Source organism: Pseudoalteromonas sp. SR41-8, assembly GCF_014163915.1.
In the GTDB taxonomy this organism is placed as follows: domain Bacteria; phylum Pseudomonadota; class Gammaproteobacteria; order Enterobacterales; family Alteromonadaceae; genus Pseudoalteromonas; species Pseudoalteromonas rhizosphaerae.
Genome location: NZ_JACJEE010000006.1, coordinates 15,125 through 37,641, shown reverse-complemented (window position 1 = coordinate 37,641; position 22,517 = coordinate 15,125). Strand labels below are relative to the sequence as shown.

Below are 22,517 nucleotides of genomic sequence, written 5' to 3'. Positions count from 1 at the left end.
TTGATTTAATGATGATGGCAATAATACCAAGTAAATTGGAAATGCCATTTGGGGTCATTATAGCAATTGCATTTAGTTTGTGGATGCTTTTTTTCACTAAAATAAATAAAATATTTTTACCGATAATTATTACAGCTTAATATCACGCTTGGGCAAGGTGTAAGGGTTGATGAAGCTCAGCATTATTAAGGCTATCGTAAAATGCAGCCGCATCCATTTGCGGATGATCCAGCTGTGTTTCTTTATCTAAATGACGCTTTCGCACGACAAGTTCGCAATTATCAATCACCATTAGTGGAATATGGTTTTTATCATCTCTGATCACTAATGGTTCCGGCGCAAGGCACGAGCGTAAACGAATATCTGCCATGCTGCCTTGTTGTAATAGCTGTGCATTATGTTGGCCAATGAGCATATCAAATTCATCTGGAGCCAATGCTTGCTCAGGCCCTGCCCCTAATTGTTCACGTAATTGCGCTTCAGTTGGTGTTGAAGCATGTGCATCAAATGGGGTTTTAGGGAGATGAAATTGACTAAAATCTAACACGTCATGAGAAAGCATTGCCAATAATAATGCAAACTCGCCACGACGGTGTTCTGAGACACTTTTGGCAAGACGATTGTTAAGTTGACTCTCTGTGATTAACAAATCATCGATTTGCATAGACTTTAGCCGATTGCAGTTAGTAATAGATATTTATCGGCTTTATTTAATATTTCTTTAGCTTTTTTCTTTACTTAAATGCTCACTTTGCTATTATCAGCGCCGTTGCATTGGAGGGGTTCCCGAGCGGCCAAAGGGATCAGACTGTAAATCTGACGGCTCAGCCTTCGCTGGTTCGAATCCAGCTCCCTCCACCACTTTTCTTACCGCTAAGTTAAGTGGGGCCAAATGCGACAAAATTAGTGTGGAGGGGTTCCCGAGCGGCCAAAGGGATCAGACTGTAAATCTGACGGCTCAGCCTTCGCTGGTTCGAATCCAGCTCCCTCCACCACTTTTCTTATCTATCAGCAAAACTTCATTCTTCGAACTTTATTCTCGCTAACTTTATCCTCGCTAACTTTATCCTCGCTAACTCATTCGACTACCCATTGTAAACTCGCACCGTGTTGCCTTAACCATTTTGTTGCTTGCTTATAATCAGGATAAAACTCACTGACGCGCTGCCAAAATGCGGCACTGTGATTTAAATATTTCAAGTGAGCTAGTTCATGCACAATTACATAATCAATAATACTCTGCGGCGCACTGGCTAATAACAAATTAAAGGTCAATTCTCGTCGTCGATTACAACTGCCCCAACGACGCTTATAAGTATGAATGCGAATACTGCTAGGTAAAGCCTCTGCCATTTTTAGGCAATAAGCATGTACACGCATTTCAATATAGTTTTCTAATTGCTCATGTAAAAAACTTTCGAGCAAGGTTTGGTACATTGGCTGCTGATGCTTAACCCGTCCAGAAAGATTTAGCTGTAACACATTCCCCTGCTGATTTTTTACTAGCTGCCATGCGCTGCGCGAGCTGACACCATAAGTCAGTATCATAGGTTGTGAAAAAACCAGTACGCGATTATCTTGTAATGGGTATTGGCGAGTATCAAGCATTTGACTTTGCTTATTAATTTGCGCATTGATCCAGTCAGTTTTACTTAGCAGCCAGCTTTCAAGTTCCTTTTTAGCAACCCCAACAGGCGCATAAACTGTGACACTTTGTTGCTGGACTTTGATAGCGACAGTTTTGCGGCGGCGACTACGTTTTAATGTATATTCAAACAAACCTAACTCTTGTAATTGACCGACAGTCATTGAACTAATTAACAGGTCACTATAATACCTTGCAAAATAACTGCTAATCTATAACTAAGTAGAATTAAATAAAGCGATATCAAACATGCCTGATAAGCCTTGTTGTCGTTATACCTCTCCCGATGGCCATCATTGTCAAGAAACAGACATGGGCTCAGGTTTTTGTTTTTGGCATGATGCCAAATTTGATAAGTCAGGCTTAGATCTGACCCAAAAATTAGAGCGCTATGCAAAAAAGGGAGGATTATTACAGGGATTGCAATTAAAACGCGCTAACCTCAATGGGCTTAATTTGATAAAACAAGATGATGAGGATGGTTTTGATTTATCTTACAGTAATTTTTATCGTGCAACGCTCACCAACGCTCACCTGTTTAATAATAAAATAGCCCACAGTTCACTGATGAAAGCCAACTTGCACGAAGCAAGCCTGCATTACTGCAACCTACAAGATACAAATTTATTGGGTATAAAACTAAACAACACCCGTATTGATAACATTGAGCTAGGCGCTGAACTATTACAGGAAAAACAAGCTAAAGCAGCGCTTAAACATACAGATAAAAGCGCAGCCCTTGACTTATTTGAACAATCAGAAGAAATATTTCGCAATTTACGTAAAGCATCAGAACAACAAGGCTTATTTGAACTGGCGGGTAATTTCACGTACAAAGAACTGCGGATGCGTCACGCACAATATCCACGGGGTTCAAAAAAACGATTAGCCTCGAGCTGTATTGATATGTTGTGCGGGTATGGTGAAAAGCCTGAAAATGTGATCCGTTTTAGTTTGTCACTGATCATCTGCTGCGCCCTGTGTTATTTTATTTTTGGGGTGATGGATGCTGGTCGTATTATGCAGTTCAATCCGGCGGCAACATTAAGTGATAATTTATTAGCCCTACTTAATAGCTTCTATTTTAGCGTGGTTACTTTTACAACCTTAGGATATGGCGATATTACTCCGGTTGGTTTCTCCCGATTCGTTGCTGCAGTTGAAGCGTTTTGCGGGAGTTTCTCTCTGGCACTATTCGTAGTCGTATTTGTCAAACGTATGACCCGATAATTACCGATTACTTTATCTGCGAAAATAAATAGTTCAGCTAAATACCTGCTATAAAACTGGTTATAAATGATGCTATCATTACGCACAATGAAACTTAGCGAATTGATTTTAAAAAATTTTTGATTTTGTTAAATTTTGCAGCTAAATATGTAAACAAATAACAGGCATTTGCGCAAAATTAATTAATTGTCTTAACATATATTTCAGGTGATATTAGTTATTACTGAAATAACAGTGTATTGAGCCGTTATGCTTACCGCTTTTTTTATTACCGATCACGATCCGAGCCTTCTTATTAATGGTGTTTATGACCCATTTTTAGTCGCTCTGTCTGTTTTAACGGCTATTTTCTCTGCATTTTTTGCAACTTACATGATCGATCTGGCCAAAGAAACACGCTTCAAAAGTTATCAAAAATTAGCCAACTCAACGGCTTCCTTGGTACTTTCTGGCGGTATTTGGAGTATGCATTTTATTGGTATGTTGGCATTTTCACTGTGTACAAATATCAGCTACGACCCAACACTCACCTTTTTATCTTTCATTCCAGCATTTTTAGCCTGCCTAACTGGCGTGTCATTATTAGTAAAAAATAACGCCACTATTTTCAGTTTAATACTGCCCTCGGTACTACTCGGCGCAGGTATCGGCACTATGCATTACAGTGGTATGGCAGCAATGGAATTGAGCCCGCTGCTACGCTACGATCCATTGATGTTTGGGTTGTCAATTATCGTTGCCGTTGTACTGGCGTTTATATCTTTATATGCTCGCTTTAATATTAAAAAGCACCTCCCAACACTAAATTCTTTGCAGACGCGGTTGATCAGCGCAATCATTTTGGGTTTTGCTGTTGCAGGTATGCATTACATGGGAATGGCGGCAACACGGTTTGTTGCAACCTCGCCATTAATTGGTAATGACAGCGCCAGCTCAGAACTTACATTTGTTGCTATTAGCGTAGTGTTCGCCACCATTATTCTAACCGCGATAGTTGCTATCATTAACGGTATGGTACGCTATCGCATGTTACTTGAAGAAAAAACAGGGAATGAATCTCGCTTAGAGGCTATTTTATCGACCGCTATAGATGGCATAGTAACAATTAACAATCGCGGTATTATCTTAAGCTTTAATAACGCTGCAGAGAATATTTTCGGCTGGCATAGCACTGATGTAAAGGGTAAAAACATAAAAATGCTGATGGCAGATGATATCGCAGCCGAGCATGATGAATATCTATTAAAGGCACATCACATCGATTTAGGTAAAGTTATTGGCGTCAATCGTGATGTTCTTGCTAAACATAAACAAGGTCACCTATTTCCTATTCGCTTAGGTATTGGTGAAGCAAACCAGCCAGGACAAGAGTCAATATTTGTTGGCTTTATTACTGACTTGACTGAGCAACGCAAACTACAACAAAACCTCATAGCGAAAGAACAACAATACCGCTCGCTGATGAATAATATGCCTGGCGTGGTATTTCGCTGCCAGTTGGATAAAAGCTGGAGCATGATTTTTATTAGCCCTAGCATTAATGAAGTAACTGGCTATGTCCCATCGGAATTTATCAATCAGCATATTCAGTTTAGTGATTTGATTTTTAAAGATGATAACAAACGCATCAATAAATCGGTCGAGCAAGCGATCGCTGCTAAATCGCAATACTCAATTGAATACCGACTACGTCATCGAAGTGGCAAGCTAATTTGGGTGCTTGAGAAAGGTAGCTTTGAGTTCAACAAGCAAGGTGAAGCGATTTGGATCGACGGCGTTATTATCGATATTAGTGAACGTCGTGAATACGAAGATAAATTAAAGTTGGCGAAAATAGCCGCCGAAGATGCAGCTCAAGCCAAACAGTCATTTATGGCGAATATGAGTCACGAAATTCGCACACCGATGAATTCGATTATTGGCTTTAGTGATTTATTGATGGATACCCCACTTGATCAAGACCAACAAAAGCACTTAATTATCGTAAATAATGCGGCTCGCTCGCTGTTACGGCTATTAAATGAAATATTGGATTCTGCAAAACTTGAAAAAGGTAAGCTGACCATTGAATTAGTGCATTTTAATCTTCAAGCGGTGCTTGATAGTATTATTTCTACATTTTGGTTAGAAGCAAAAAAGAAAGATCTAGAACTAACACTTACCATCAAAGAGTCTGTTCACCCTACTTATTACGGTGATCCAGACCGAATTCGCCAAGTTTTAACAAATTTAATTGGTAATGCAGTTAAGTTTACAGCTCAGGGCTCAGTGAATGTCACTGTCAGTACGACACAAAATAATTACTTATTTTTTGAAGTACAAGATACCGGTATTGGTATTGCTAAAGATCGTCTTAAAGCGGTATTTCAGCCTTTTGAACAAGCTGACGGGACTACTACACGTCGTTTTGGTGGCACTGGACTTGGTACTACTATCAGTAAGCAACTCGTTGAGCTGATGGGTGGCATAATCAACGTAGTCAGTGAAGAAGATAAAGGCAGCTGCTTTTATTTTTCATTGCCTTTAGAGGTCGGTGATGAAACCCAAGTCAATTACTTTGATAAGTTGCATACGCAATTACCTAAGCTGCGCATTTTAGTCGTTGATGACATAGCACAAAATGTTGAGCTACTACAGTTATTATTGTCGCGAGATCAGCATACGATTAGCTCTGCAAGCAACGGCTTAGAAGCGATCGCTATTTTTGAAAAACAAGATTTTGATGTCATTTTAATGGATATCCATATGCCTGAATGTGACGGTATTGCCGCGACCGAAAAAATTCGTGAAATTGAGCAACAACGACAGCTAAAAAAGACTCCGATCATTGCGCTCACCGCCAGTGTCTTACAGCAAGATAAATTAACGGCTAAAAAAGCGGGTATGAATGGCTTCGCCAATAAGCCTGTTGATATCAATCAATTGAATCAAGAGATTGCGCAAGTGCTTGGCTTTGGTTTAAATATAGAAACGCAAATTGCTCACATTGATCCCGCAGCACAGCATATTGATTTTAAAAAAGGACAGCAACTTTGGGGCAGTAAGTGTAAACAGCTGAGCGAAATACACCGTTTTTTTAAAGAGCAGCAGGCAACATGTGACATTATCTTTAATGATGGACTAAATGCCTTAAAAGATATTAATGGCACATTACATACCCTTAAAGGCTTATCTGGTAATTTAGGTTTACCGACTATGATGGCCCTACTTTCAACCTTAGAAAACAGCCAAGCCCCTGAGCAGCAGGCGCAAATAATTCAGCAATTGCAGATAGAGTTTAATGCGGTCAATGAGTTGTTAGCTAGAAAAACCAGCAGCTGTATAGCAGTGCAAAGCAGCGAAAAAAATACCCAAGTACTATCGCTCAGCGAATTTAAAATACTGTGTGAACAACTGCGTAAAGACGCAGAAAATGCAGAGCTCAATGATGAGTTGTTAGCAACATTAGCAGACAATGCCCCCGCTACTTATCAAAGTGATGTGGATGCATTAATCGAATATTTCGACCAGTTTGACTTTGACAATGCCCAGAGTACTCTTATTGCATTAATAGAGCTGCTCAATCAGGCAGCAAATTTGGAAACACACTGATGGACTTAATAACCGAACGCCCACGAATTCTTATTGTTGATGATGAACCCGCCAACCTTAAAGTCATGCGCGAAGTATTAGGGAATCAATATCGCCTCTCTTTTGCTAAATCGGGTGATGCCGCGCTCGCGTTAGTTGAAAAAGAGCCACCCAAACTCATTCTACTCGATATTATGATGCCAAATATGAGTGGTTTTGAAGTATGTCAGCTGCTTAAACAAAACCCTGCTACTGAGCATATTCCAGTCATTTTTGTGACTGCACTTGCGGATGAAAGTGATGAGTTTAAAGGTTTTGAAATTGGCGCGGTAGATTACATAACCAAGCCTATTAGTCCTGCAATCGTAAGAGCGCGTGTTAAAACTCATTTATCCCTAGTTCAGGCTGAGCAGCTAAAGTTGGCTCACGTTGATTTAGTCCATCGTTTAGGGTGCGCTGCCGAGTATAAAGACACCGATACTGGCGAGCATATTGTGCGCATGAGTAAATACAGTAAAATTTTAGCACTAGCCTATGGAATGAATGAACAACATGCTGAGCTTCTCAAACAAGCAGCGCCGATGCATGACATTGGTAAAATCGGCATTCCCGATGCAATCTTGCTTAAACCAGGGAAATTAACAGCCGAAGAATTTGAACACATGAAACAGCATGCCAAAATCGGCGCTAAAATTTTAGCAAACTCGTCATCGCCGTTATTGCAGCTCGCCTATATACTTGCGATGGAGCATCATGAAAAATGGGATGGATCAGGTTATCCAAACGGTCTTAAAGGTGAGGAAATTTCGATTGAAGGACGTATTGTGGCAATCGCCGATGTATTCGATGCACTTACCTCTAAACGTCCCTATAAGCAAGCTTGGAGCGTTGATGAAGCCATAAGTCATATGCGCGAGCAAGCTGGTAAACACTTTGATCCTCAGCTTATCGCACTATTTGAAGGCCAGCTAGATGCTGTTTTAGCAGTGTACTCTGCCTACCAAGGCTAACCATATGCTAGATGTTGGCCGAGATATATGCATAGTCATGAGAGGTGATTTCATGACTATTACCACTTAAATCCTGAAAATAAACAGAGTATGTAACTTTGTGATCAGCAACCACGGTTTTAATATTTAAGTCAGCCAAATGCTTAAGCCAAGCGATAAACTGCTCTCCAGATGCGCCAAATGCAATCCCTTTACTACTGCCCTCTCGCTCAAATAACGCTAAGCGAATAGTTGCCGCAGGATCTTCTAGTGTTAAAGGCCCAGTACCCTCATCCCAAAAAGCAAGCTCTGGCACAATATTAAATCCAAGGACTGTTTTGTACCACGTGACGGCTTGCGCAAGGTTAGTCACATTTAAATGGCAATGATCGACACCAGATAAAGTAGGCATTGCCATTAGCCAATCTCCGACTTAAGTTGTTCAATAAATACCTGCATATATTCAGTACGACGCACCGCTTCTGCTTTTGCTGAAGGTGTATTCATACTCTGTGCAATATGTAATAGCTTGATGAAGAAGTGATCTAATGTATACAAGCTGTCATCCGGGCTGCGGTGGGCGCAAAATGGATCGTCAGGGTGATATAAATTGCGTCCGATTGAGCCCCCTACTTTCATACAGCGGCTGACACCAATTGCTCCTAAGGCATCCATACGATCAGCATCTTGAACGATTTGTGCTTCCACACTTTCAATTGCAATGTTAGCGCTAAAACTATGGGCTACAATAGCATGATGAATGGCATCAAAATATTGCGCGTCATACCCTATTGACGCTAAAAATGAAATTGCTTTATCTGCGGCCATTGTTGAAGCTTTAGCGCGATCCGGGTGGTTTTTAGCCACTGCAACACAGTCATGCAACCATGCTGCGGGTAACACCACGTCCATCGAAGCATCTTCAGCAAAGCAGAGCTGTTTTGCAACACGCACGACTCGTTCAATATGGGTAATATCGTGGGCGACATCAGCACTCACTAACGACAAAATAAAAGCACGGCAATGATTTTCTAGCTGTTGCAACGGCTCAGATAATACTAAAACGGGCAAACGTTGTTCCATAAATCCTGTAATTTCAAATTAATGCATTGAATTACTGTTACTTTACCGCGGTTATAGGCTGTTGTGCAAAACATTCATTGTATGTTCGAGCCTGCTTCACTAAAATACGCTCTTAATTTATCCGTAATGAGAAGCCTAATGTCATCTGTCGTATACCTAGAAGCTGGTCGTGAAAAATCACTAAAAAGAAAACACCCATGGTTGTTTTCAAAAGCCATCAAAAAAATAAAAGGTAAGCCAGGTTTAGGTGACACAGTGACCATTCACGATAGTAATGGTAAATTTTTAGCTACAGCGGCTTACAGTCCGCACTCACAGATCCGCGCGCGTGTTTGGAGCTTTGATGAAACAGAAATCATCGACCAAGCTTTTTTTGAACGTCGCTTACGTCGTGCCTTTGCGGCACGCGAGCAAGTAATTACTGAAGGTGGCTTAACGGGATTTCGGTTATGTGCCGCCGAGTCTGATTTTTTACCAGGTGTAACCATTGATAAATTTGACAACTTTTTAGTGTGTCAGTTATTAAGTGCCGGTGCTGAGCGCCATAAAGGTGAAATAGTTGGCGCTTTAATCGCTATTTTCCCAGGCTGTAACGTGTATGAGCGCTCTGATGTCGATGTGCGCACCAAAGAAGGCTTAGAGCCGACTATGGGCGTGTTATGGGGTAATAAGCCTGAGCAGCCAGTATTAATTGAAGAAAATGGTTTTAAAATTGAAGTAGACATTCTCGAAGGTCATAAAACCGGTTTCTACCTTGATCAACGTGATAGCCGTGCTGCATTAGAGCGTTTTTCAAAAGATAAAAGAGTACTTAACTGTTTTAGCTACACAGGTACCTTTTCATTGTATGCACTGCGTGGCGGCTGCGAGCATGTTACTAACGTTGACGTATCGCAACCCGCGCTTGATACCGCAAAACGTAATGTCGAGCACAATAATCTTGATTTAGATAAAGTTGACTTCATAAAACAAGATGTATTTAAATTACTACGCCAATACCGTGAAGATGGGGTGTTATTCGATACTATCGTTATGGACCCACCTAAATTTGCTGATAACAAAGCACAACTAACGGGTGCGTGTCGTGGCTATAAAGATATCAATATGATTGCCATGCAAATTCTTAAACCAGGTGGTACGTTGCTTACGTTCTCATGTTCAGGTTTAATGGAGCAAAATTTATTTCAAAAAGTGGTTGCTGATGCAGCCCTTGATGCTGGTAAGGATTTGTTGATCATGGAGCGTTTAAACCAAGCTGCTGATCATCCAATCGCAGGCAGTTACCCTGAAGGTTTTTACCTAAAAGGCCTGATCTGTAAAGTTTACTAAACTGACTGCAACTAATTAACCTGAGTTCATCAGGTTAATTAAACTGCATTATTTCTAGCCCAGCGGTTACCGTGCCATCACTTTCTTTGCTGGCACGAACGACTTTTGCTGTTGCATCAAGTGGTGCAATGGCAGGGCTGGTCGAATCAATATTCACCTTCACAATGGTGCCCAGTTCAAGTAATTCATCCAACTGCAGTGACAACCCAGTTGCACTTAAATCGACACATACAGCATCAAAATGTTGATCAGCGACTGGCTCAAGTGTGGTTAATTTTGCCTGTGCATTTAATTGCATACGTCTAAAATTACGTTTATCTTCATTTAGCATAATAACTCCTAAACAACCGTATTGATTTTTTCTAATAACCCCACGACCGAAAAAGGCTTCACCACATAGGCATCGCAACCGGCATCAAAACCAGCTTGTTGTTCCTGTACGGATTCTAAGCCTGACACCATAACAACAGGAATATTACGAGTTTCAGGGGTGTTCTTCAACATTCGACATGTGTCGTAACCATCTAGGCCGGGCATACATACATCGAGTAAAATCGCATCCGGTGGATTTGCAATAGCCGACGATAAACAGCTCTTACCTGATTCAGCATAACTGAGCTCAAAATCCGCTGATAAAGCGACTTTGAGCATTTCAAAATTAAAGTACTCGTCATCTACAACTAGTAAACGCGGGTGTGTATTAGCGGATGAGCGCATGGTTAATATCAGTTCCTTCTCATCTAACAAATATTTCCTTCCAAGGTATTCGATGTTTACTAAATACCAAACTCAATCAATTTCTTTCAGAGCATTCAATACACGCTTAGCTGAAATCGGATACGGTGTCCCTAACGTTTGCGCAAACAAGGATACTCTAAGCTCTTGTTGCATCCAAAAAATATCCTGCAATTGTTGCGGAGCAGGCATTCCAGGCGGCACTTTTTTCAGCTGTTTTTGATACTCTTGAGCAACCTTTTCTAACTCAAGTACACATAATCTGTCACGATTTGGATCAACTGGCAACTTTTCTAAGCGTTTTTCTATTGCTTTTAAGTAACGAATTAAATCACTAAGTTTGTCTGCGCCATGATTTGAAACAAAGCCTTTGAATACCAAAGATCCCAGTTGGCTTTTTATATCTCCATGTGCAGTGATCATGGTTAAATCAACTCGCCCTTTCATTTTTTTATGTAACGCATGCGCAATACTCAACACTTGCTCAACTTGGGTTGCAATAGCAACAACCGCATCGCCGAGCTCACCGCGCACGTGCTCTTTTACTTGCTCAAACGCTTGTTCGGTGCGTACATCGCCTAATTTTACCAATAAACTGTCAACGCCTGCGGCAATACAGTCATCAATTAAATCAGCAACCTTACCAAACGGATTAAAATATAGACCTAATTTAGCCTTATTGGGTAAGTTTTGTTGCAAATATTTTATCGGCGAAGGTACATTCAGTAATACCAAACGGCGTAACCCCTGCTGATGGGCAGTTTGCGCTTTAACTTCGTTATCAAATAGCTCCACTGCCGCCGATGATTTTTTATCTACCAGCGCAGGGTACGCTTTGATTTCATACTGGCCTTGTTTTTTCACATAGGATACCGGTAACTTGCCAAAATCCCATTGCAATAGGTCAGCTTTTTCAATGCCTTTATCTGCCACTTTAGACAGCGTTTGCGTCACTTTACCCTGCAATTGCGCTTTGAGTTTCGCTAAATCCATACCTCGGGCAAGTACATTATCTTTTTCATCACGAACTTCAAACTGCAGTCTTAAGTGAGTCGCAAGGGTGGTTAAATCCCAGGCCTCTGGATCAACTTTTACACCTGTCATACGTAATAAACGCGTACTGAGTGCCTCAATGAAGTTACCTTGCATAGGCTCGATTGCTGCAAGAACCGCATCTGCGTAATTTGGCGCAGGCACAAAATTACGACGTAGTGATTTAGGTAAAGATTTAATTAAACCGGTGATCAACTCATGACGAAATGCCGGAATATGCCAGTCAAAGCCAGCTTCTTCTACTTGGTTTAGTAAGGCCACCGGAATATGCACTGCAACCCCATCGACCGCTTGGCCTGGATCAAAATGATAGCTCAACGGCAACATTAAATTGCCTTGTTGCCATACATCGGGGTAATCAAACTCAGTAACACTATCAGCACCGTGTTGCATTAAATCATCACGTGTCATTTGCAAGTAATGTTTATCCTGCTGCTTTTGCGTTTTATACCATTTATTAAATGCTGCACGACTGTTTATTTGAGCAGGAATTTTCTTATCGTAAAACTCATATAAGGTTTGCTCATCAACTAAAATATCACGACGGCGGCTTTTATTTTCTAGAGTTTGAATATCTTCAATCAGTTCGCGATTAAACTGCAAAAACCCTTCATTTTGACCTAAATCTTGCTCTACTAAGGCACTGCGAATAAACAACTGGCGGCTAACTTTCGGGTCAATGTTACTGTACACACAGCGACGCTTTGACACTATGATCAGCCCGTATAATACCTGCTGTTCGAAAGCGATCACTGCGCCGGGCTTTTTCTCCCAATGCGGCTCACTGTAACTGCGTTTTACTAAGTGTTGTGCTAATGGTTCAACCCAATCGATGTTAATTTTGGCATTAATACGTGCATATAATTTACTGGTTTCAACCAGCTCTGCCGACATCAACCATTTTGGGCTTTTCTTAAATAATCCAGAGCCTGGGAATACATGAAACTGACTGTTGCGAGCGCCTTTATATACTTGCTTTTCATCTTTAAAACCAATGTGACTGAGCATGCCACTCAATAGCGCTTGATGGATTTTATCGCCATCGGCAACATTGCTGGTCGCTTTCATGCCCATTTCATTGCACACAGTACTGAGCTGATAAACGATATCTTGCCACTCACGAATACGCATATAAGCGAGCATATCCTTTTGGCACAGCTTTCTGAATTGGCTGTTACTTAGCTCACTTTGCTGCTCTTCTAAGTAATTCCATAAATTTAAAAAGGCGATGAAATCTGAATCAGGATCGTCAAAACGGCCATGCTTTTCGTTTGCAGCAGCGCGTTTTTCTTGCGGGCGCTCGCGTGGATCTTGAATCGATAACGCCGCCACAATAATAATCACTTCACGCAGCGCACCCAGCTTTTGTGCTGTTAGTACCATTTTAGCTAAACGCGGGTCAACCGGTAAGCGGCTCAGTTCAATACCCGATTTAGTAAGCTGTGTATTGCTATTATGACGAGTGGGTTTAACCGCTTCAAGTTCCTCTAGTAACGTTAAGCCATCGTTGATATTACGGCTATCTGGTGCTTGTACAAATGGGAACTCGGCCATATCGCCCAACCCTAAGCCAAGCATTTTTAAAATAACGGAGGCTAAGTTAGTACGTAGTATTTCTGGATCAGTAAACTCTGGGCGCGAATTAAAATCATCTTCAGCATATAAACGAATACAAATACCCGCTTCCACACGGCCACAGCGGCCTTTTCGCTGATTGGCACTGGCTTGTGATATTGGCTCAATCGGTAAACGCTGCACTTTAGTACGATAACTATAACGGCTAATGCGCGCGGTACCAGGATCAATAACGTATCGAATACCCGGCACAGTAAGTGAGGTTTCAGCAACGTTGGTCGATAAAATAATATGACGACGACTATGGGGAGCAAAAATACGGTTTTGTTCTGCGTTAGAAAGGCGCGAATACAAAGGTAAAACATCCGCTCCTTTTAAATTACGTTTACTAAGGGCATCAGCAGTATCGCGTATTTCCCGTTCACCATTTAAGAAGATTAAAATATCGCCTGGGCCTTCTTGGCACAGCTCATCAACGGCATCAAAAATACCTTGCAGCTGGTCGCCTTCAGCCTCCATATCATTTTTATCAATTTCAACCAAAGGACGATAACGCACATCCACCGGAAATGTTCGTCCTGACACTTCAATAATCGGTGCATCATTAAAATGCTTTGAGAATCGCTCTGGATCAATGGTCGCAGAGGTAATAATTATTTTTAAATCAGGACGCTTTGGTAATAGGTTTTTCAAATAACCTAAAATAAAATCAATGTTTAAACTACGTTCATGAGCTTCATCAATAATAATGGTGTCATACTGGTTTAAAAATCGGTCTTGTTGAATTTCCGCCAGTAAAATACCGTCAGTCATCAACTTTATATAGCTGTTATTTGATACTTGATCGCTAAAACGAATTTTAAAACCCACTTGCTGGCCAAGTTCACATTGCATTTCATGAGCAATCCGATCCGCGACACTGCGCGCAGCCAAACGTCTTGGTTGGGTGTGACCGATATAACCATCAACGCCACGGCCAAGTTCTAAACACATTTTAGGAATTTGCGTGGTTTTACCTGAGCCGGTTTCACCCGCGATAATAACCACTTGGTTATTGGCGATAGCCTCTTTAATGTCGTCTTTTTTCTGACTGACGGGGAGCTGCTCAGGGTAAGTTACTTTAGGTAACTGAGCTAAGCGCACCTCTCGCAATTGTTGGCTACGTGCTATATCTGCAGTGATTTTTTCAATCACGGCTGCTTGTTTTGTTTCATCGGTTATTTTTTTTATGCCGTGAAGGCGTTTTTTAAAGATGAATTGATCTTTTCTTAAACACGTTTTTAGTTCACCAAACAATTGACCTAGGTTAACCACCCGCGACTACCTTATAAAATTTGAGTAAAGACGAGCGATTGTAGCAAACTTCGCCGCAGGGGTTAACTTTGCTGCGATATAAAATGTAATAACCAAAGCTTAAAACAATAAAAAAGGCGCTAATTAAGCGCCTTTCATGTTCTTTGGGCAGAACAATTGCTGTGTTTTATTTATAGAGCAGCGAAAACTTCATCTGTTTTGGCAGCGCAAATAAAATCATTTTTGTGTAAGCCTTTAATTGAATGGCTCCACCACGTTACCGTTACTTTGCCCCACTCTGTTAGCAAGCCCGGGTGATGGCCTTCATCTTCAGCCATATCACCTACTTTATTAGTAAAAGCGATGGCTTGTTTAAAGTTTTTAAATTTATAAACACGCTCTAATTGCATAATACCGTCGCGTACTTCAGGCACCCAATCTGGGATCATTTTAATTAATTCAGCTAACTCGATATCTGATACTTGTGGAGCGTCTACGTGACAGGCTTCACATTTTTGTGCGCTTAATGATGACATCTTAAATCCTTAACTTGCTAATTTTTCTTTAGGAGGAAATTTTGGGTCATGTAACCCTAATTCTTTTGCTTGCGCAACTAACGCCATAATATCCAGCTGTGAAATATCAAATAAATCATGGATAGAATTAATGGTGTAGTACAAAGGCTGCATAATATCAATTCGGTACGGCGTGCGTAATACATCCAATACATTCATCGGGTTGATCTCGGGCTTATCTGAATACACGTATTGTGTTTCACCTGGACTTGATAAAATACCGCCACCATAAATACGCAGGCCATCATCTGTTTGCATTAGGCCAAACTCAACCGTAAACCAATACATACGGGCAAGGTAAACCCGATCTTTTTTCTCGGCAGCGTAACCTAACTGGCCATATTTATGCGTAAACTTGGCAAAATCAGGATTAGTAAGCATTGCACAATGACCAAATATTTCATGAAAAATATCAGGTTCTTGCAGGTAATCAAACTCTTCACGGCTACGAATAAAGGTTGCGACTGGAAATTGCTTATTTGCTAATAAACGAAAGAATTCATCAAAGTCGATTAAAGCTGGCACAGGCGTAACTTGCCAGCCGGTAGTCGCTAGTAATACTTCATTAAGCTCACTTAACTGCGGAATACGGTCATGAGGCAGGTTTATTTTTTCAAGCCCTTCCATGTATTCATTGCAAGCTTTGCCTGCAATACATTTTAGTTGGCGTGCGACTAGTTCTGACCATATTTTATTTTCTGCTTCGCTCCAATGGATAACGCCATTTTCATCTGGTGTCTTGGAGGTGTATTTACTTGCTTTAGCCATAATAACCTTCTTAGTGTTAAACCGATATCGGTGTCAACCTGTTAAGGAGATACTAAGCAAATGTAAGGCAAAGTTTAATAGCTGAGACAATATCAGCTATTAGCACCAAACCGCCTTTTGTACACCAAACATTACACTTTAAGATCAAAAAGTTTACAGTGCTATTTTTAAAGGGCTAGAAGCAATGTAAATTGTAAGATTAAATTTACAGCCTATACAATAAAAGTAAAAGCGCGGTTAAGGTCGTTAATTATATCGTTAACATCTTCAAGGCCAACAGATAGTCTGATCAGACCATCGCTAATACCCGCAGCTGCTCTTTCTTCGGGTGAATACGGTGAATGAGTCATCGATGCCGGATGTTGAATGAGTGTTTCGGCGTCTCCTAAACTCACGGCGAGTGTGCACAATTGGGTATTATTAATAAACTGCTCGCCATCTTTTAGGCTGCCTTTTAATTCAAAGGCAATAACGCCACCAGCCGCTTTCATTTGCTTACCGATGAACTTAAACCCTGGGTGAGATGCAAGTCCGGGGTAATAAACGGTATTAACTTGGGGATGCTGCTCTAAAAATTCAGCAATAATTTGCGCACTTTCACAATGACGCTGCATTCGTATCGCTAAGGTTTTTAAACCACGATTAATAAGCCATGCATCGTGTGGACTGATTGTTGCACCAATATCTTTAAGTACGGTCATTTTAATTAATGTAATGTGCTCTTGACTGCCACACACCAAACCAGCCACAACATCACCGTGACCATTTAAATATTTAGTAGCACTGTGAACAATTAAATCAATGCCATAATCAATTGGCTTTTGCAGTAACGGCGTGAGAAAGGTGTTATCTATTACACTGATCAAATTGTGTTGTTTTGCCACTTGTCCTATTAACGCTAAATCAATTACCGCCATAGTTGGATTAACTGGGGTTTCGGCAAAAATCATTTTTGAATTTGGTTTAATTGCATCGCGTAATTGCTGCTCATCGGTCATATCTACAAACGTCACTTCAATCCCCCAACGCGGCAACATATGTGCGAAGAAAGCAAACGTACAGCCATACAAAGCGCTTGATGCGACTAAATGATCGCCTTGCGATAAAAAACTTAATACCGATGCAGAAACCGCGCCCATTCCTGTGGCTGTTGCTGCAGCGGCTTCGCAACTTTCAAGTTGTGCGACTTTTTGTTCAAGCTCTGTCGTCGTCGGGTTACCTAAACGGGTATAAATATAGCCCGGTTCTTCACCAGCAAAACGTGCTGCACCTTGCGCGGCACTGCTAAAATGAAACGTTGAAGTTTGGTATAAAGGAGCAGTAAGTGCACCATGCGGATCATTGGCTTTTTCTGGTCCATGGATACATTGGCTGTCGATGTGGAGTTTGTTCATTGTCTGATCTTTTTTGATTATTATTGATCCCATAATCAAAACGTATCGCAGGATAAAGCACAAGCATGCCAGATGCTCAGATGGCTATAAATTTGGATGTAGTTAGTACAGTGGCCGTTCACCACTGTACAGATTTATTGTCAGCTCGTTTCTTTCGTGCCAGCTCCTGACGGCGAAGCTTTGCGGCTCATAATTTTGCTGGCAATCAATTGCGCAGTACCTTTAAGCAAGCTGCGCTTATGCTCAAGTCGTGGTAAAGGACGGCTTAGTTCCATCGCTTTATAACCAATGCGTGCGGTAAATATACCCGCGCTTAAGCCTTGTGCTGCACGTCCTGATAATTTACCTAGTAATTCAGCACTGAGCGCTGTAGCAGCTAAATCCGATACTAACTCAGCACTGCCAACAAACATCACTTGCTTGATCAACATACGATAGAGCTTGATCCGGCTAGCATAACCAAATCCGATACCGTAAATCTTACCTATTTGCTCAATCAGTTTTGTGCCCCGCCAAAGCACTGCCATCATATCCACCAGCGCTAATGGACTTAATGCCACTAACAAGCCTGATTCAGTGGCAAAACGGTTGATCAGCTTTTTAGCTTGAGTATCTTGTTTCACTAACAAACTATCGGCGTACAAGGTCATGATCTCTTTATCGCTATGATGGCTATCAATGCTTGCTTTAAACTCATCAAAGCCGGTTAACTGCTGATGTTTATTGAGTTTTTCAAGCCAAGGTAGTGCCCCACCAACCTGTTCGCTATTGAGCAAGCGATCCGCTTCATGACGATGTAATTGATTGCGCTTTAAGCTGCGCAACATTCTATATTCGCGCCATAACAAGCGCCCCAATAACAACACGCCACTGAGCACTGCAATTAAATATACGCTGCCTAAGATGATGGATTGCTGAAATGTCACAACCATAGAAAATATAAATTCAGCTAACACTAAAGTTATAAAGCTAATCGCAAACACCCCTTTCAGAGTTTGCCATTTTGACTTTTTATAAACAGGGGTTAAATCAATCTCTTCATCTTGGGGCTCATCGATAACGTGCTCATATTCATAATCCCCTTGATCGATCACTTTAGCTGGGGTCAAGGTAAGTTCATTGTCTATTGGCTGTTCACTAGTATCAATACGTCTGCCGGCTTGAAAGCCTGAAGCGGTCTTGCTCATGTTAGTTTGTCTCCTAAAAGGTACTGCATGACATGATCTAAACGAATGTGTTTTAGTTGCTTGTCTGGACTTGGCATTGGTGCAAACGATAAAAACTCAAAACCATGGCTTGGCCACTCATCTTTATTGAGCATGCGTATTGGTGGCTGCGGTGGTAAGTAGGTCAACCATTGCGACTCTGATAACGGCTTACCATAAATACAATTGAGGGTTTTACCTTGCTCAACCACTTGTTTTGGCATGGTTGCCGTAATAGATGACATCGCCATAGTTTCTATTTTAACGCCATCAAATTTTAAGTGATTACTTTGCTCGTGCACTAATGAGTCCAACAACAGCGCTAAATCTTTATGGTGTGCACTACTAATATGATCTGACTTATTCGCAGCAAACAATAGTTTATCTATATTGGGTTTAAACAAGCGTTTTAAAAAGCCAGTTTCGCCATAGTTAAAATGCGCAAGTAATTGTTTGATCACATCTCCTTGCTCTTGCAGCGTCTCAGGCCCTTCATTGAGCGCACTGAGCACATCAACAAGCACTATTTGCCGATCAAAGTTGCGAAAGTGTTGTGTATAAAATGGCTTAACCACTTCTTTCACATAAGCATTAAAGCGCTTTTGCAAGTGCGCCAAGTTAGACCCTGCAACCATCTCATCATTAGCCTGCGCAACTGGGAAAAACAGTAATAACGGTGCACCTTGTAATTCACCTGGCATCAGCATGCGTCCAGGTTGTAGCATCGCCAATTTAGTGTCTTTTTTAAGACTCACTAACAGTGTTTGATAGTGCGTAGCAATCGCGCTTAGCGCACTTTCATCTACTGGTGCTGTTAAATCAAGCTCGCTCAGTGCAGTTAAAAATGCCTGCGACTTTTCAACCCGAGGCGAGCGTTGTAGTAATGCATATTGCTGCTCACTCCACTGTTGATAGCTTTGCTCTAGCATGGGTAAATCAAGCAGCCACTCACCGGGGTAATCAATAATGTCTAAATACAAGGTTGATTGCGGTGCAAAGTGACCACGTAAGCCTGCGTCACTCCGGTATTTAATTGCTAGACGTAAAGTATTTATGCGCTCGGTTGATGCAGGCCAGTGTGGTTGCCCTTCAAGCGGCAATAAAGCACTCAGGGCTTTAGGGTAATCAAATGTAGGAATGGTCAGCGCTTGTTGTGGCACTATTTTTGTGGCGATATGGCGCTGTTGCTGCATAACATCAAAAAACGGTAAGTTTTTGTCTGTTGCTTGGCTGGTTAAATGCTTTACTAAAGCGGTAATAAAAGCGGTTTTACCACTGCCACTGAGGCCAGTTACCGCTAATTTTACGTGTTGATCTAAACTACGGTGAACAGCTTTTTCAGCCTTACCTTTGAGTTTATTAAAGGCGTTTTTTGCAGATGAAGTGTTTATCATAATGAGCTAGCACTTCAGCGCCATTATAAATTAGGTGGCTAAAGTGCTATTAAGTCCTTTACAGCTTATTGATTTCACGGCTAACCGTAAACTCGGTTGAAGTAACATAACGTTCCATATCTTGTAAACGTATATCAACACGTCCCAAACGGTCTTTTAAATCTTGTAAAGCACGACGTGGTGGCTCACCTTTTTGCCATACTTTAAATTTTACTTCAAGAGGATCTTCGTGTTTTGCCGCATCAGTTTTGCTTTGTGCATTGGCAGGTTTTTTATCTAAAATAAACCACGCTGCGATGTAAGCCACAACAAACAACGGGCCACCAGCTAGTAACACTGCCGTTACTACGATAATACGTACTAACCACAATTCCATATTGAAATAATCACTGAGCCCTGCACATACACCGGCTATTTTACCACGTGCTGGATCTCTTAGCAGTTCACGTTTAGCACTCATACCTTACGCCTCCACTGTGGGGCCTCTTGATCAAGTAGTGCTTCTAAAGTTTCTACTCGGTCAGCCATTTTATCTGCTTTTTGAGCAAGCTCAAGTAACTGGCGGTGTTCGTGTTCGCTCAAGCCTTGGCTTACTTGCTTTTTACTTCGGTAATGTAAAATTAACCAAAGGGGTGCTACCACAACCATAAAAATGATAATTGGAGCAACAAACACTTCTGCATCAAACATAACCCTCTCCTACACATCCATTAATTTATCAAGCATAGGGGGATGACTCCCCCTTTATTTATTATCTTTATTTATCAGCAAGCTTCTTTTTAAGTGCTGCTAATTCATCATCGATTTTTTCGTTTTGCTGTAACTCAGCAATTTCATCAGCCAATGACTTTTTGCCTAAGTCGTACGATTCTACTTGTGATTCTAGTCCATCAATCTTAGTTTCGTAGCGCTCAAAGCGATTTAATGCATCTTCAACTTTAGAGCTGTCTAATGCTTTTTTCACCTCTAGGCGTGACTCAGCTGAGCGTTGACGTAAAATAATCGCTTTTTGACGTGCTTTTGCATCCGCTAACTTGTCTTGTAGCGTACTTACTTCCTGTTGCAGCTTATCAATGTGAGATTCTATGTGACTGAGTTCATCTTCAACAGCAGCAACCGCTTGTGCTGACTTTTGCTTTTCAAGCAATGCAGCACGGGCTAGATCATCACGGTCTTTGCTCAATGCCAGCTCGGCTTTATCTTGCCATTGAGCGACTTGCTCTTTTAATGTATCGACACGACGTACTAATTCTTTTTTCTCTGCTAATGTTTTCGCAGAGGTTGAACGTACTTCAACTAATGTGTCTTCCATCTCTTGGATGATCAGACGTACCATTTTTTCAGGATCTTCTGCTTTATCTAAAATGGCATTGATATTAGAATTAACAATATCTGCAAAACGCGAAAAAATTCCCATAACATTTACCTCTGTAGTGTTTAACTTAATTGGTCTGCTGTTACTGTTACAATATGCTTGCCAACTTTATAAAACATAAAATACAGTAATATTTTCATAATGTTAAACTAAAAATACAAATTCCTTTAGTTCTCCCTAATTATGAAATACACTAACTGTTAGTAAAAATGACTAAGAGTTAGGGAATATGAGCCAATTTCGCCAACAAGATAATTTACTCGGCCAATCAGACAGCTTTTTAGCGGTACTTGATCAAGTTTCACAGCTGGCAAGTTTAGATAAACCAGTACTGATTATTGGTGAACGTGGCACAGGTAAAGAACTGATCGCCGCCCGTTTACACTTTTTATCAAAGCGCTGGGAGCAAAGCTACATCAAGCTCAACTGCGCGGCACTTAACGAAAACTTGCTTGAAAGCGAATTGTTTGGCCATGAAAGTGGTGCCTTTACCGGCGCAAGTAAACGCCACGAAGGACGCTTTGAACGTGCCAATGCCGGTACGCTATTTTTAGACGAACTAGCAAATACCTCTGCCATGGTGCAAGAAAAACTATTACGGGTAATTGAATACGGTGAATTTGAGCGAGTCGGTGGTAAACAAACCGTCAAGGTCGATACTCGCTTAGTCTGCGCAACCAATGAAGACCTTCCTTATTTAGCCGAGCAAGGTGAATTTAGAAGCGATTTACTCGACAGGCTCGCATTTGATGTAATCACTTTACCGCCACTGCGCGAACGTCAGGAAGACATCATGTTACTCGCTGAGCAATTTGCGATGAATATGGCCCGTGATTTGGACTGGCAACTATTCAGTGGTTTCACCCGCAGTGCAGTGGAAATACTGCAAGGGCATGATTGGCCAGGTAATATACGTGAACTTAAAAATGTCGTGGAACGAAGCTTATATCGCCATGGCAGTGAACATATTCCCGTTCACCAGATTATTTTAGACCCATTTGAAAGCCGCTTTAGACCTAAGCAACGAATTAAAAAACTCCCCACTACAGCCGTAGAAGCAGCTCCTGTTGCAGTTGTCGCCAATGAACCGATAGTTGCAACAAGCACCCCGCAATTTCAGTTTCCGTGTAGCTTAAAAGACCTCTCAAATGAATTTGAAATTGATTTAATAAAAAAAGCGCTTGAATATAGTCAATTTAATCAAAAGAAAACTGCAGAAGTACTTGGTTTAACGTATCATCAACTACGAGGCTATTTGAAAAAATACAACTTGTTAGATCAACAATAATAGTCAGAGGCTAAAC

20 protein-coding genes and 2 tRNA genes are annotated in these 22,517 nt (G+C 41.2%); 7 read left to right on the top strand and 15 right to left on the bottom strand.

The annotated features are described in order from the left end of the window. Positions 1 to 142: 142 nt before the first annotated feature. Positions 143 to 664 (bottom strand): VC2046/SO_2500 family protein, encoded by a 522-nt coding sequence (locus H5162_RS05830; RefSeq protein WP_145241410.1) that lies wholly within the window; start codon positions 662 to 664, stop codon positions 143 to 145. A 112-nt stretch (positions 665 to 776) separates the two neighbouring features. On the opposite strand from H5162_RS05830, the gene H5162_RS05825 reads away from it, so the two are divergent. Beyond that, positions 777 to 861 (top strand) — tRNA-Tyr (locus H5162_RS05825). Positions 862 to 910: 49 nt separating this feature from the next. Next, a tRNA-Tyr gene (locus H5162_RS05820) sits at positions 911 to 995 on the top strand. Between the two features lie 82 nt (positions 996 to 1,077). On the opposite strand, the gene H5162_RS05815 is transcribed toward H5162_RS05820, so the two are convergent. After that, entirely contained in the window at positions 1,078 to 1,809 is a 732-nt protein-coding gene (locus tag H5162_RS05815) for a M48 family metallopeptidase (protein WP_145241412.1), read from the bottom strand. Positions 1,810 to 1,894: 85 nt separating this feature from the next. On the opposite strand from H5162_RS05815, the gene H5162_RS05810 reads away from it, so the two are divergent. From H5162_RS05810 to H5162_RS05800, 3 genes are all read left to right on the top strand, one after another. Further along, positions 1,895 to 2,875 (top strand): ion channel, encoded by a 981-nt coding sequence (locus tag H5162_RS05810; RefSeq protein WP_145241414.1) that lies wholly within the window; start codon positions 1,895 to 1,897, stop codon positions 2,873 to 2,875. Positions 2,876 to 3,124: 249 nt separating this feature from the next. Beyond that, positions 3,125 to 6,466: an MHYT domain-containing protein gene (locus H5162_RS05805; RefSeq protein WP_182735741.1), complete on the top strand. Its 3,342-nt coding sequence runs from the start codon at positions 3,125 to 3,127 to the stop codon at positions 6,464 to 6,466. After that, entirely contained in the window at positions 6,466 to 7,455 is a 990-nt protein-coding gene (locus H5162_RS05800; protein ID WP_149980744.1) for a two-component system response regulator, read from the top strand. The genes H5162_RS05805 and H5162_RS05800 overlap by 1 nt, the downstream gene beginning before the upstream one ends. A 7-nt stretch (positions 7,456 to 7,462) precedes the next feature. On the opposite strand, the gene H5162_RS05795 is transcribed toward H5162_RS05800, so the two are convergent. Together H5162_RS05795 and H5162_RS05790 are read right to left on the bottom strand one after the other, a co-directional pair. Further along, entirely contained in the window at positions 7,463 to 7,852 is a 390-nt protein-coding gene (locus H5162_RS05795) for a VOC family protein (protein ID WP_145241420.1), read from the bottom strand. Then, positions 7,852 to 8,517 carry an HD domain-containing protein gene (locus H5162_RS05790; protein ID WP_145241422.1) on the bottom strand — a complete coding sequence of 222 codons (666 nt, stop codon included), beginning with the start codon at positions 8,515 to 8,517 and terminating at the stop codon, positions 7,852 to 7,854. Before H5162_RS05790 ends, H5162_RS05795 begins: the two co-directional genes overlap by 1 nt. Before the next feature lie 138 nt (positions 8,518 to 8,655). On the opposite strand from H5162_RS05790, the gene H5162_RS05785 reads away from it, so the two are divergent. Next, positions 8,656 to 9,846 (top strand): class I SAM-dependent methyltransferase, encoded by a 1,191-nt coding sequence (locus H5162_RS05785; RefSeq protein ID WP_145241424.1) that lies wholly within the window; start codon positions 8,656 to 8,658, stop codon positions 9,844 to 9,846. A gap of 34 nt (positions 9,847 to 9,880) precedes the next feature. Here H5162_RS05785 and H5162_RS05780 read toward each other — a convergent pair whose 3' ends face one another. The 11 genes from H5162_RS05780 to pspA all read right to left on the bottom strand — a co-directional run bounded on the left by H5162_RS05780 (position 9,881) and on the right by pspA (position 21,255). After that, on the bottom strand, positions 9,881 to 10,177 hold the full coding sequence (locus H5162_RS05780; protein WP_145241426.1) for a PilZ domain-containing protein: 297 nt from the start codon (positions 10,175 to 10,177) through the stop codon (positions 9,881 to 9,883). A gap of 8 nt (positions 10,178 to 10,185) precedes the next feature. Further along, positions 10,186 to 10,563, bottom strand: a complete 378-nt coding sequence (locus tag H5162_RS05775; RefSeq protein WP_145241521.1) for a PleD family two-component system response regulator — start codon at positions 10,561 to 10,563, stop codon at positions 10,186 to 10,188. A 72-nt stretch (positions 10,564 to 10,635) separates the two neighbouring features. Then, positions 10,636 to 14,523: an ATP-dependent RNA helicase HrpA gene (gene hrpA, locus H5162_RS05770; protein ID WP_182735742.1), complete on the bottom strand. Its 3,888-nt coding sequence runs from the start codon at positions 14,521 to 14,523 to the stop codon at positions 10,636 to 10,638. A gap of 170 nt (positions 14,524 to 14,693) precedes the next feature. Then, the gene (locus tag H5162_RS05765) at positions 14,694 to 15,038 is read right to left on the bottom strand and encodes a 4a-hydroxytetrahydrobiopterin dehydratase (protein ID WP_145241430.1); all 345 of its coding nucleotides are present in this window, start codon (positions 15,036 to 15,038) and stop codon (positions 14,694 to 14,696) included. A gap of 9 nt (positions 15,039 to 15,047) precedes the next feature. Next, positions 15,048 to 15,845 carry a phenylalanine 4-monooxygenase gene (gene phhA / locus H5162_RS05760; protein ID WP_145241432.1) on the bottom strand — a complete coding sequence of 266 codons (798 nt, stop codon included), beginning with the start codon at positions 15,843 to 15,845 and terminating at the stop codon, positions 15,048 to 15,050. 212 nt (positions 15,846 to 16,057) lie between these two features. Then, positions 16,058 to 17,239 (bottom strand): methionine gamma-lyase, encoded by a 1,182-nt coding sequence (megL, locus tag H5162_RS05755; RefSeq protein ID WP_182735743.1) that lies wholly within the window; start codon positions 17,237 to 17,239, stop codon positions 16,058 to 16,060. 140 nt (positions 17,240 to 17,379) lie between these two features. Continuing rightward, complete coding sequence (locus tag H5162_RS05750; RefSeq protein WP_182777944.1) at positions 17,380 to 18,426, bottom strand: TIGR01620 family protein; 1,047 nt, start codon at positions 18,424 to 18,426, stop codon at positions 17,380 to 17,382. Next, positions 18,423 to 19,838, bottom strand: coding sequence for a YcjX family protein (locus H5162_RS05745; protein WP_220493530.1), 1,416 nt, complete (start codon positions 19,836 to 19,838; stop codon positions 18,423 to 18,425). The genes H5162_RS05750 and H5162_RS05745 overlap by 4 nt, the downstream gene beginning before the upstream one ends. Positions 19,839 to 19,896: 58 nt before the next feature. Continuing rightward, entirely contained in the window at positions 19,897 to 20,298 is a 402-nt protein-coding gene (pspC, locus tag H5162_RS05740) for an envelope stress response membrane protein PspC (protein WP_145241438.1), read from the bottom strand. Beyond that, complete coding sequence (gene pspB, locus H5162_RS05735; protein ID WP_145241440.1) at positions 20,295 to 20,528, bottom strand: envelope stress response membrane protein PspB; 234 nt, start codon at positions 20,526 to 20,528, stop codon at positions 20,295 to 20,297. The genes pspC and pspB overlap by 4 nt, the downstream gene beginning before the upstream one ends. Before the next feature lie 67 nt (positions 20,529 to 20,595). After that, the gene (gene pspA, locus H5162_RS05730; RefSeq protein WP_145241442.1) at positions 20,596 to 21,255 is read right to left on the bottom strand and encodes a phage shock protein PspA; all 660 of its coding nucleotides are present in this window, start codon (positions 21,253 to 21,255) and stop codon (positions 20,596 to 20,598) included. A gap of 187 nt (positions 21,256 to 21,442) precedes the next feature. Here pspA and pspF point away from each other — a divergent pair, with 187 nt between their 5' ends. Beyond that, positions 21,443 to 22,501: a phage shock protein operon transcriptional activator gene (pspF, locus tag H5162_RS05725; protein WP_182760496.1), complete on the top strand. Its 1,059-nt coding sequence runs from the start codon at positions 21,443 to 21,445 to the stop codon at positions 22,499 to 22,501. Positions 22,502 to 22,517: the final 16 nt, after the last annotated feature.

Bases quoted from the DNA above. Each gene is read 5' to 3' on its own strand.
- H5162_RS05830 (WP_145241410.1), bottom strand. From the start codon at position 664: ATGCAAATCGATGATTTGTTAATCACAGAGAGTCAACTTAACAATCGT.
- H5162_RS05815 (WP_145241412.1), bottom strand. From the start codon at position 1,809: ATGACTGTCGGTCAATTACAAGAGTTAGGTTTGTTTGAATATACATTA.
- H5162_RS05810 (WP_145241414.1), top strand. From the start codon at position 1,895: ATGCCTGATAAGCCTTGTTGTCGTTATACCTCTCCCGATGGCCATCAT.
- H5162_RS05805 (WP_182735741.1), top strand. From the start codon at position 3,125: ATGCTTACCGCTTTTTTTATTACCGATCACGATCCGAGCCTTCTTATT.
- H5162_RS05800 (WP_149980744.1), top strand. From the start codon at position 6,466: ATGGACTTAATAACCGAACGCCCACGAATTCTTATTGTTGATGATGAA.
- H5162_RS05795 (WP_145241420.1), bottom strand. From the start codon at position 7,852: ATGGCAATGCCTACTTTATCTGGTGTCGATCATTGCCATTTAAATGTG.
- H5162_RS05790 (WP_145241422.1), bottom strand. From the start codon at position 8,517: ATGGAACAACGTTTGCCCGTTTTAGTATTATCTGAGCCGTTGCAACAG.
- H5162_RS05785 (WP_145241424.1), top strand. From the start codon at position 8,656: ATGTCATCTGTCGTATACCTAGAAGCTGGTCGTGAAAAATCACTAAAA.
- H5162_RS05780 (WP_145241426.1), bottom strand. From the start codon at position 10,177: ATGCTAAATGAAGATAAACGTAATTTTAGACGTATGCAATTAAATGCA.
- H5162_RS05775 (WP_145241521.1), bottom strand. From the start codon at position 10,563: ATGCGCTCATCCGCTAATACACACCCGCGTTTACTAGTTGTAGATGAC.
- H5162_RS05765 (WP_145241430.1), bottom strand. From the start codon at position 15,038: ATGTCATCATTAAGCGCACAAAAATGTGAAGCCTGTCACGTAGACGCT.
- phhA (WP_145241432.1), bottom strand. From the start codon at position 15,845: ATGGCTAAAGCAAGTAAATACACCTCCAAGACACCAGATGAAAATGGC.
- megL (WP_182735743.1), bottom strand. From the start codon at position 17,239: ATGAACAAACTCCACATCGACAGCCAATGTATCCATGGACCAGAAAAA.
- H5162_RS05750 (WP_182777944.1), bottom strand. From the start codon at position 18,426: ATGAGCAAGACCGCTTCAGGCTTTCAAGCCGGCAGACGTATTGATACT.
- H5162_RS05745 (WP_220493530.1), bottom strand. From the start codon at position 19,838: ATGATAAACACTTCATCTGCAAAAAACGCCTTTAATAAACTCAAAGGT.
- pspC (WP_145241438.1), bottom strand. From the start codon at position 20,298: ATGAGTGCTAAACGTGAACTGCTAAGAGATCCAGCACGTGGTAAAATA.
- pspB (WP_145241440.1), bottom strand. From the start codon at position 20,528: ATGTTTGATGCAGAAGTGTTTGTTGCTCCAATTATCATTTTTATGGTT.
- pspA (WP_145241442.1), bottom strand. From the start codon at position 21,255: ATGGGAATTTTTTCGCGTTTTGCAGATATTGTTAATTCTAATATCAAT.
- pspF (WP_182760496.1), top strand. From the start codon at position 21,443: ATGAGCCAATTTCGCCAACAAGATAATTTACTCGGCCAATCAGACAGC.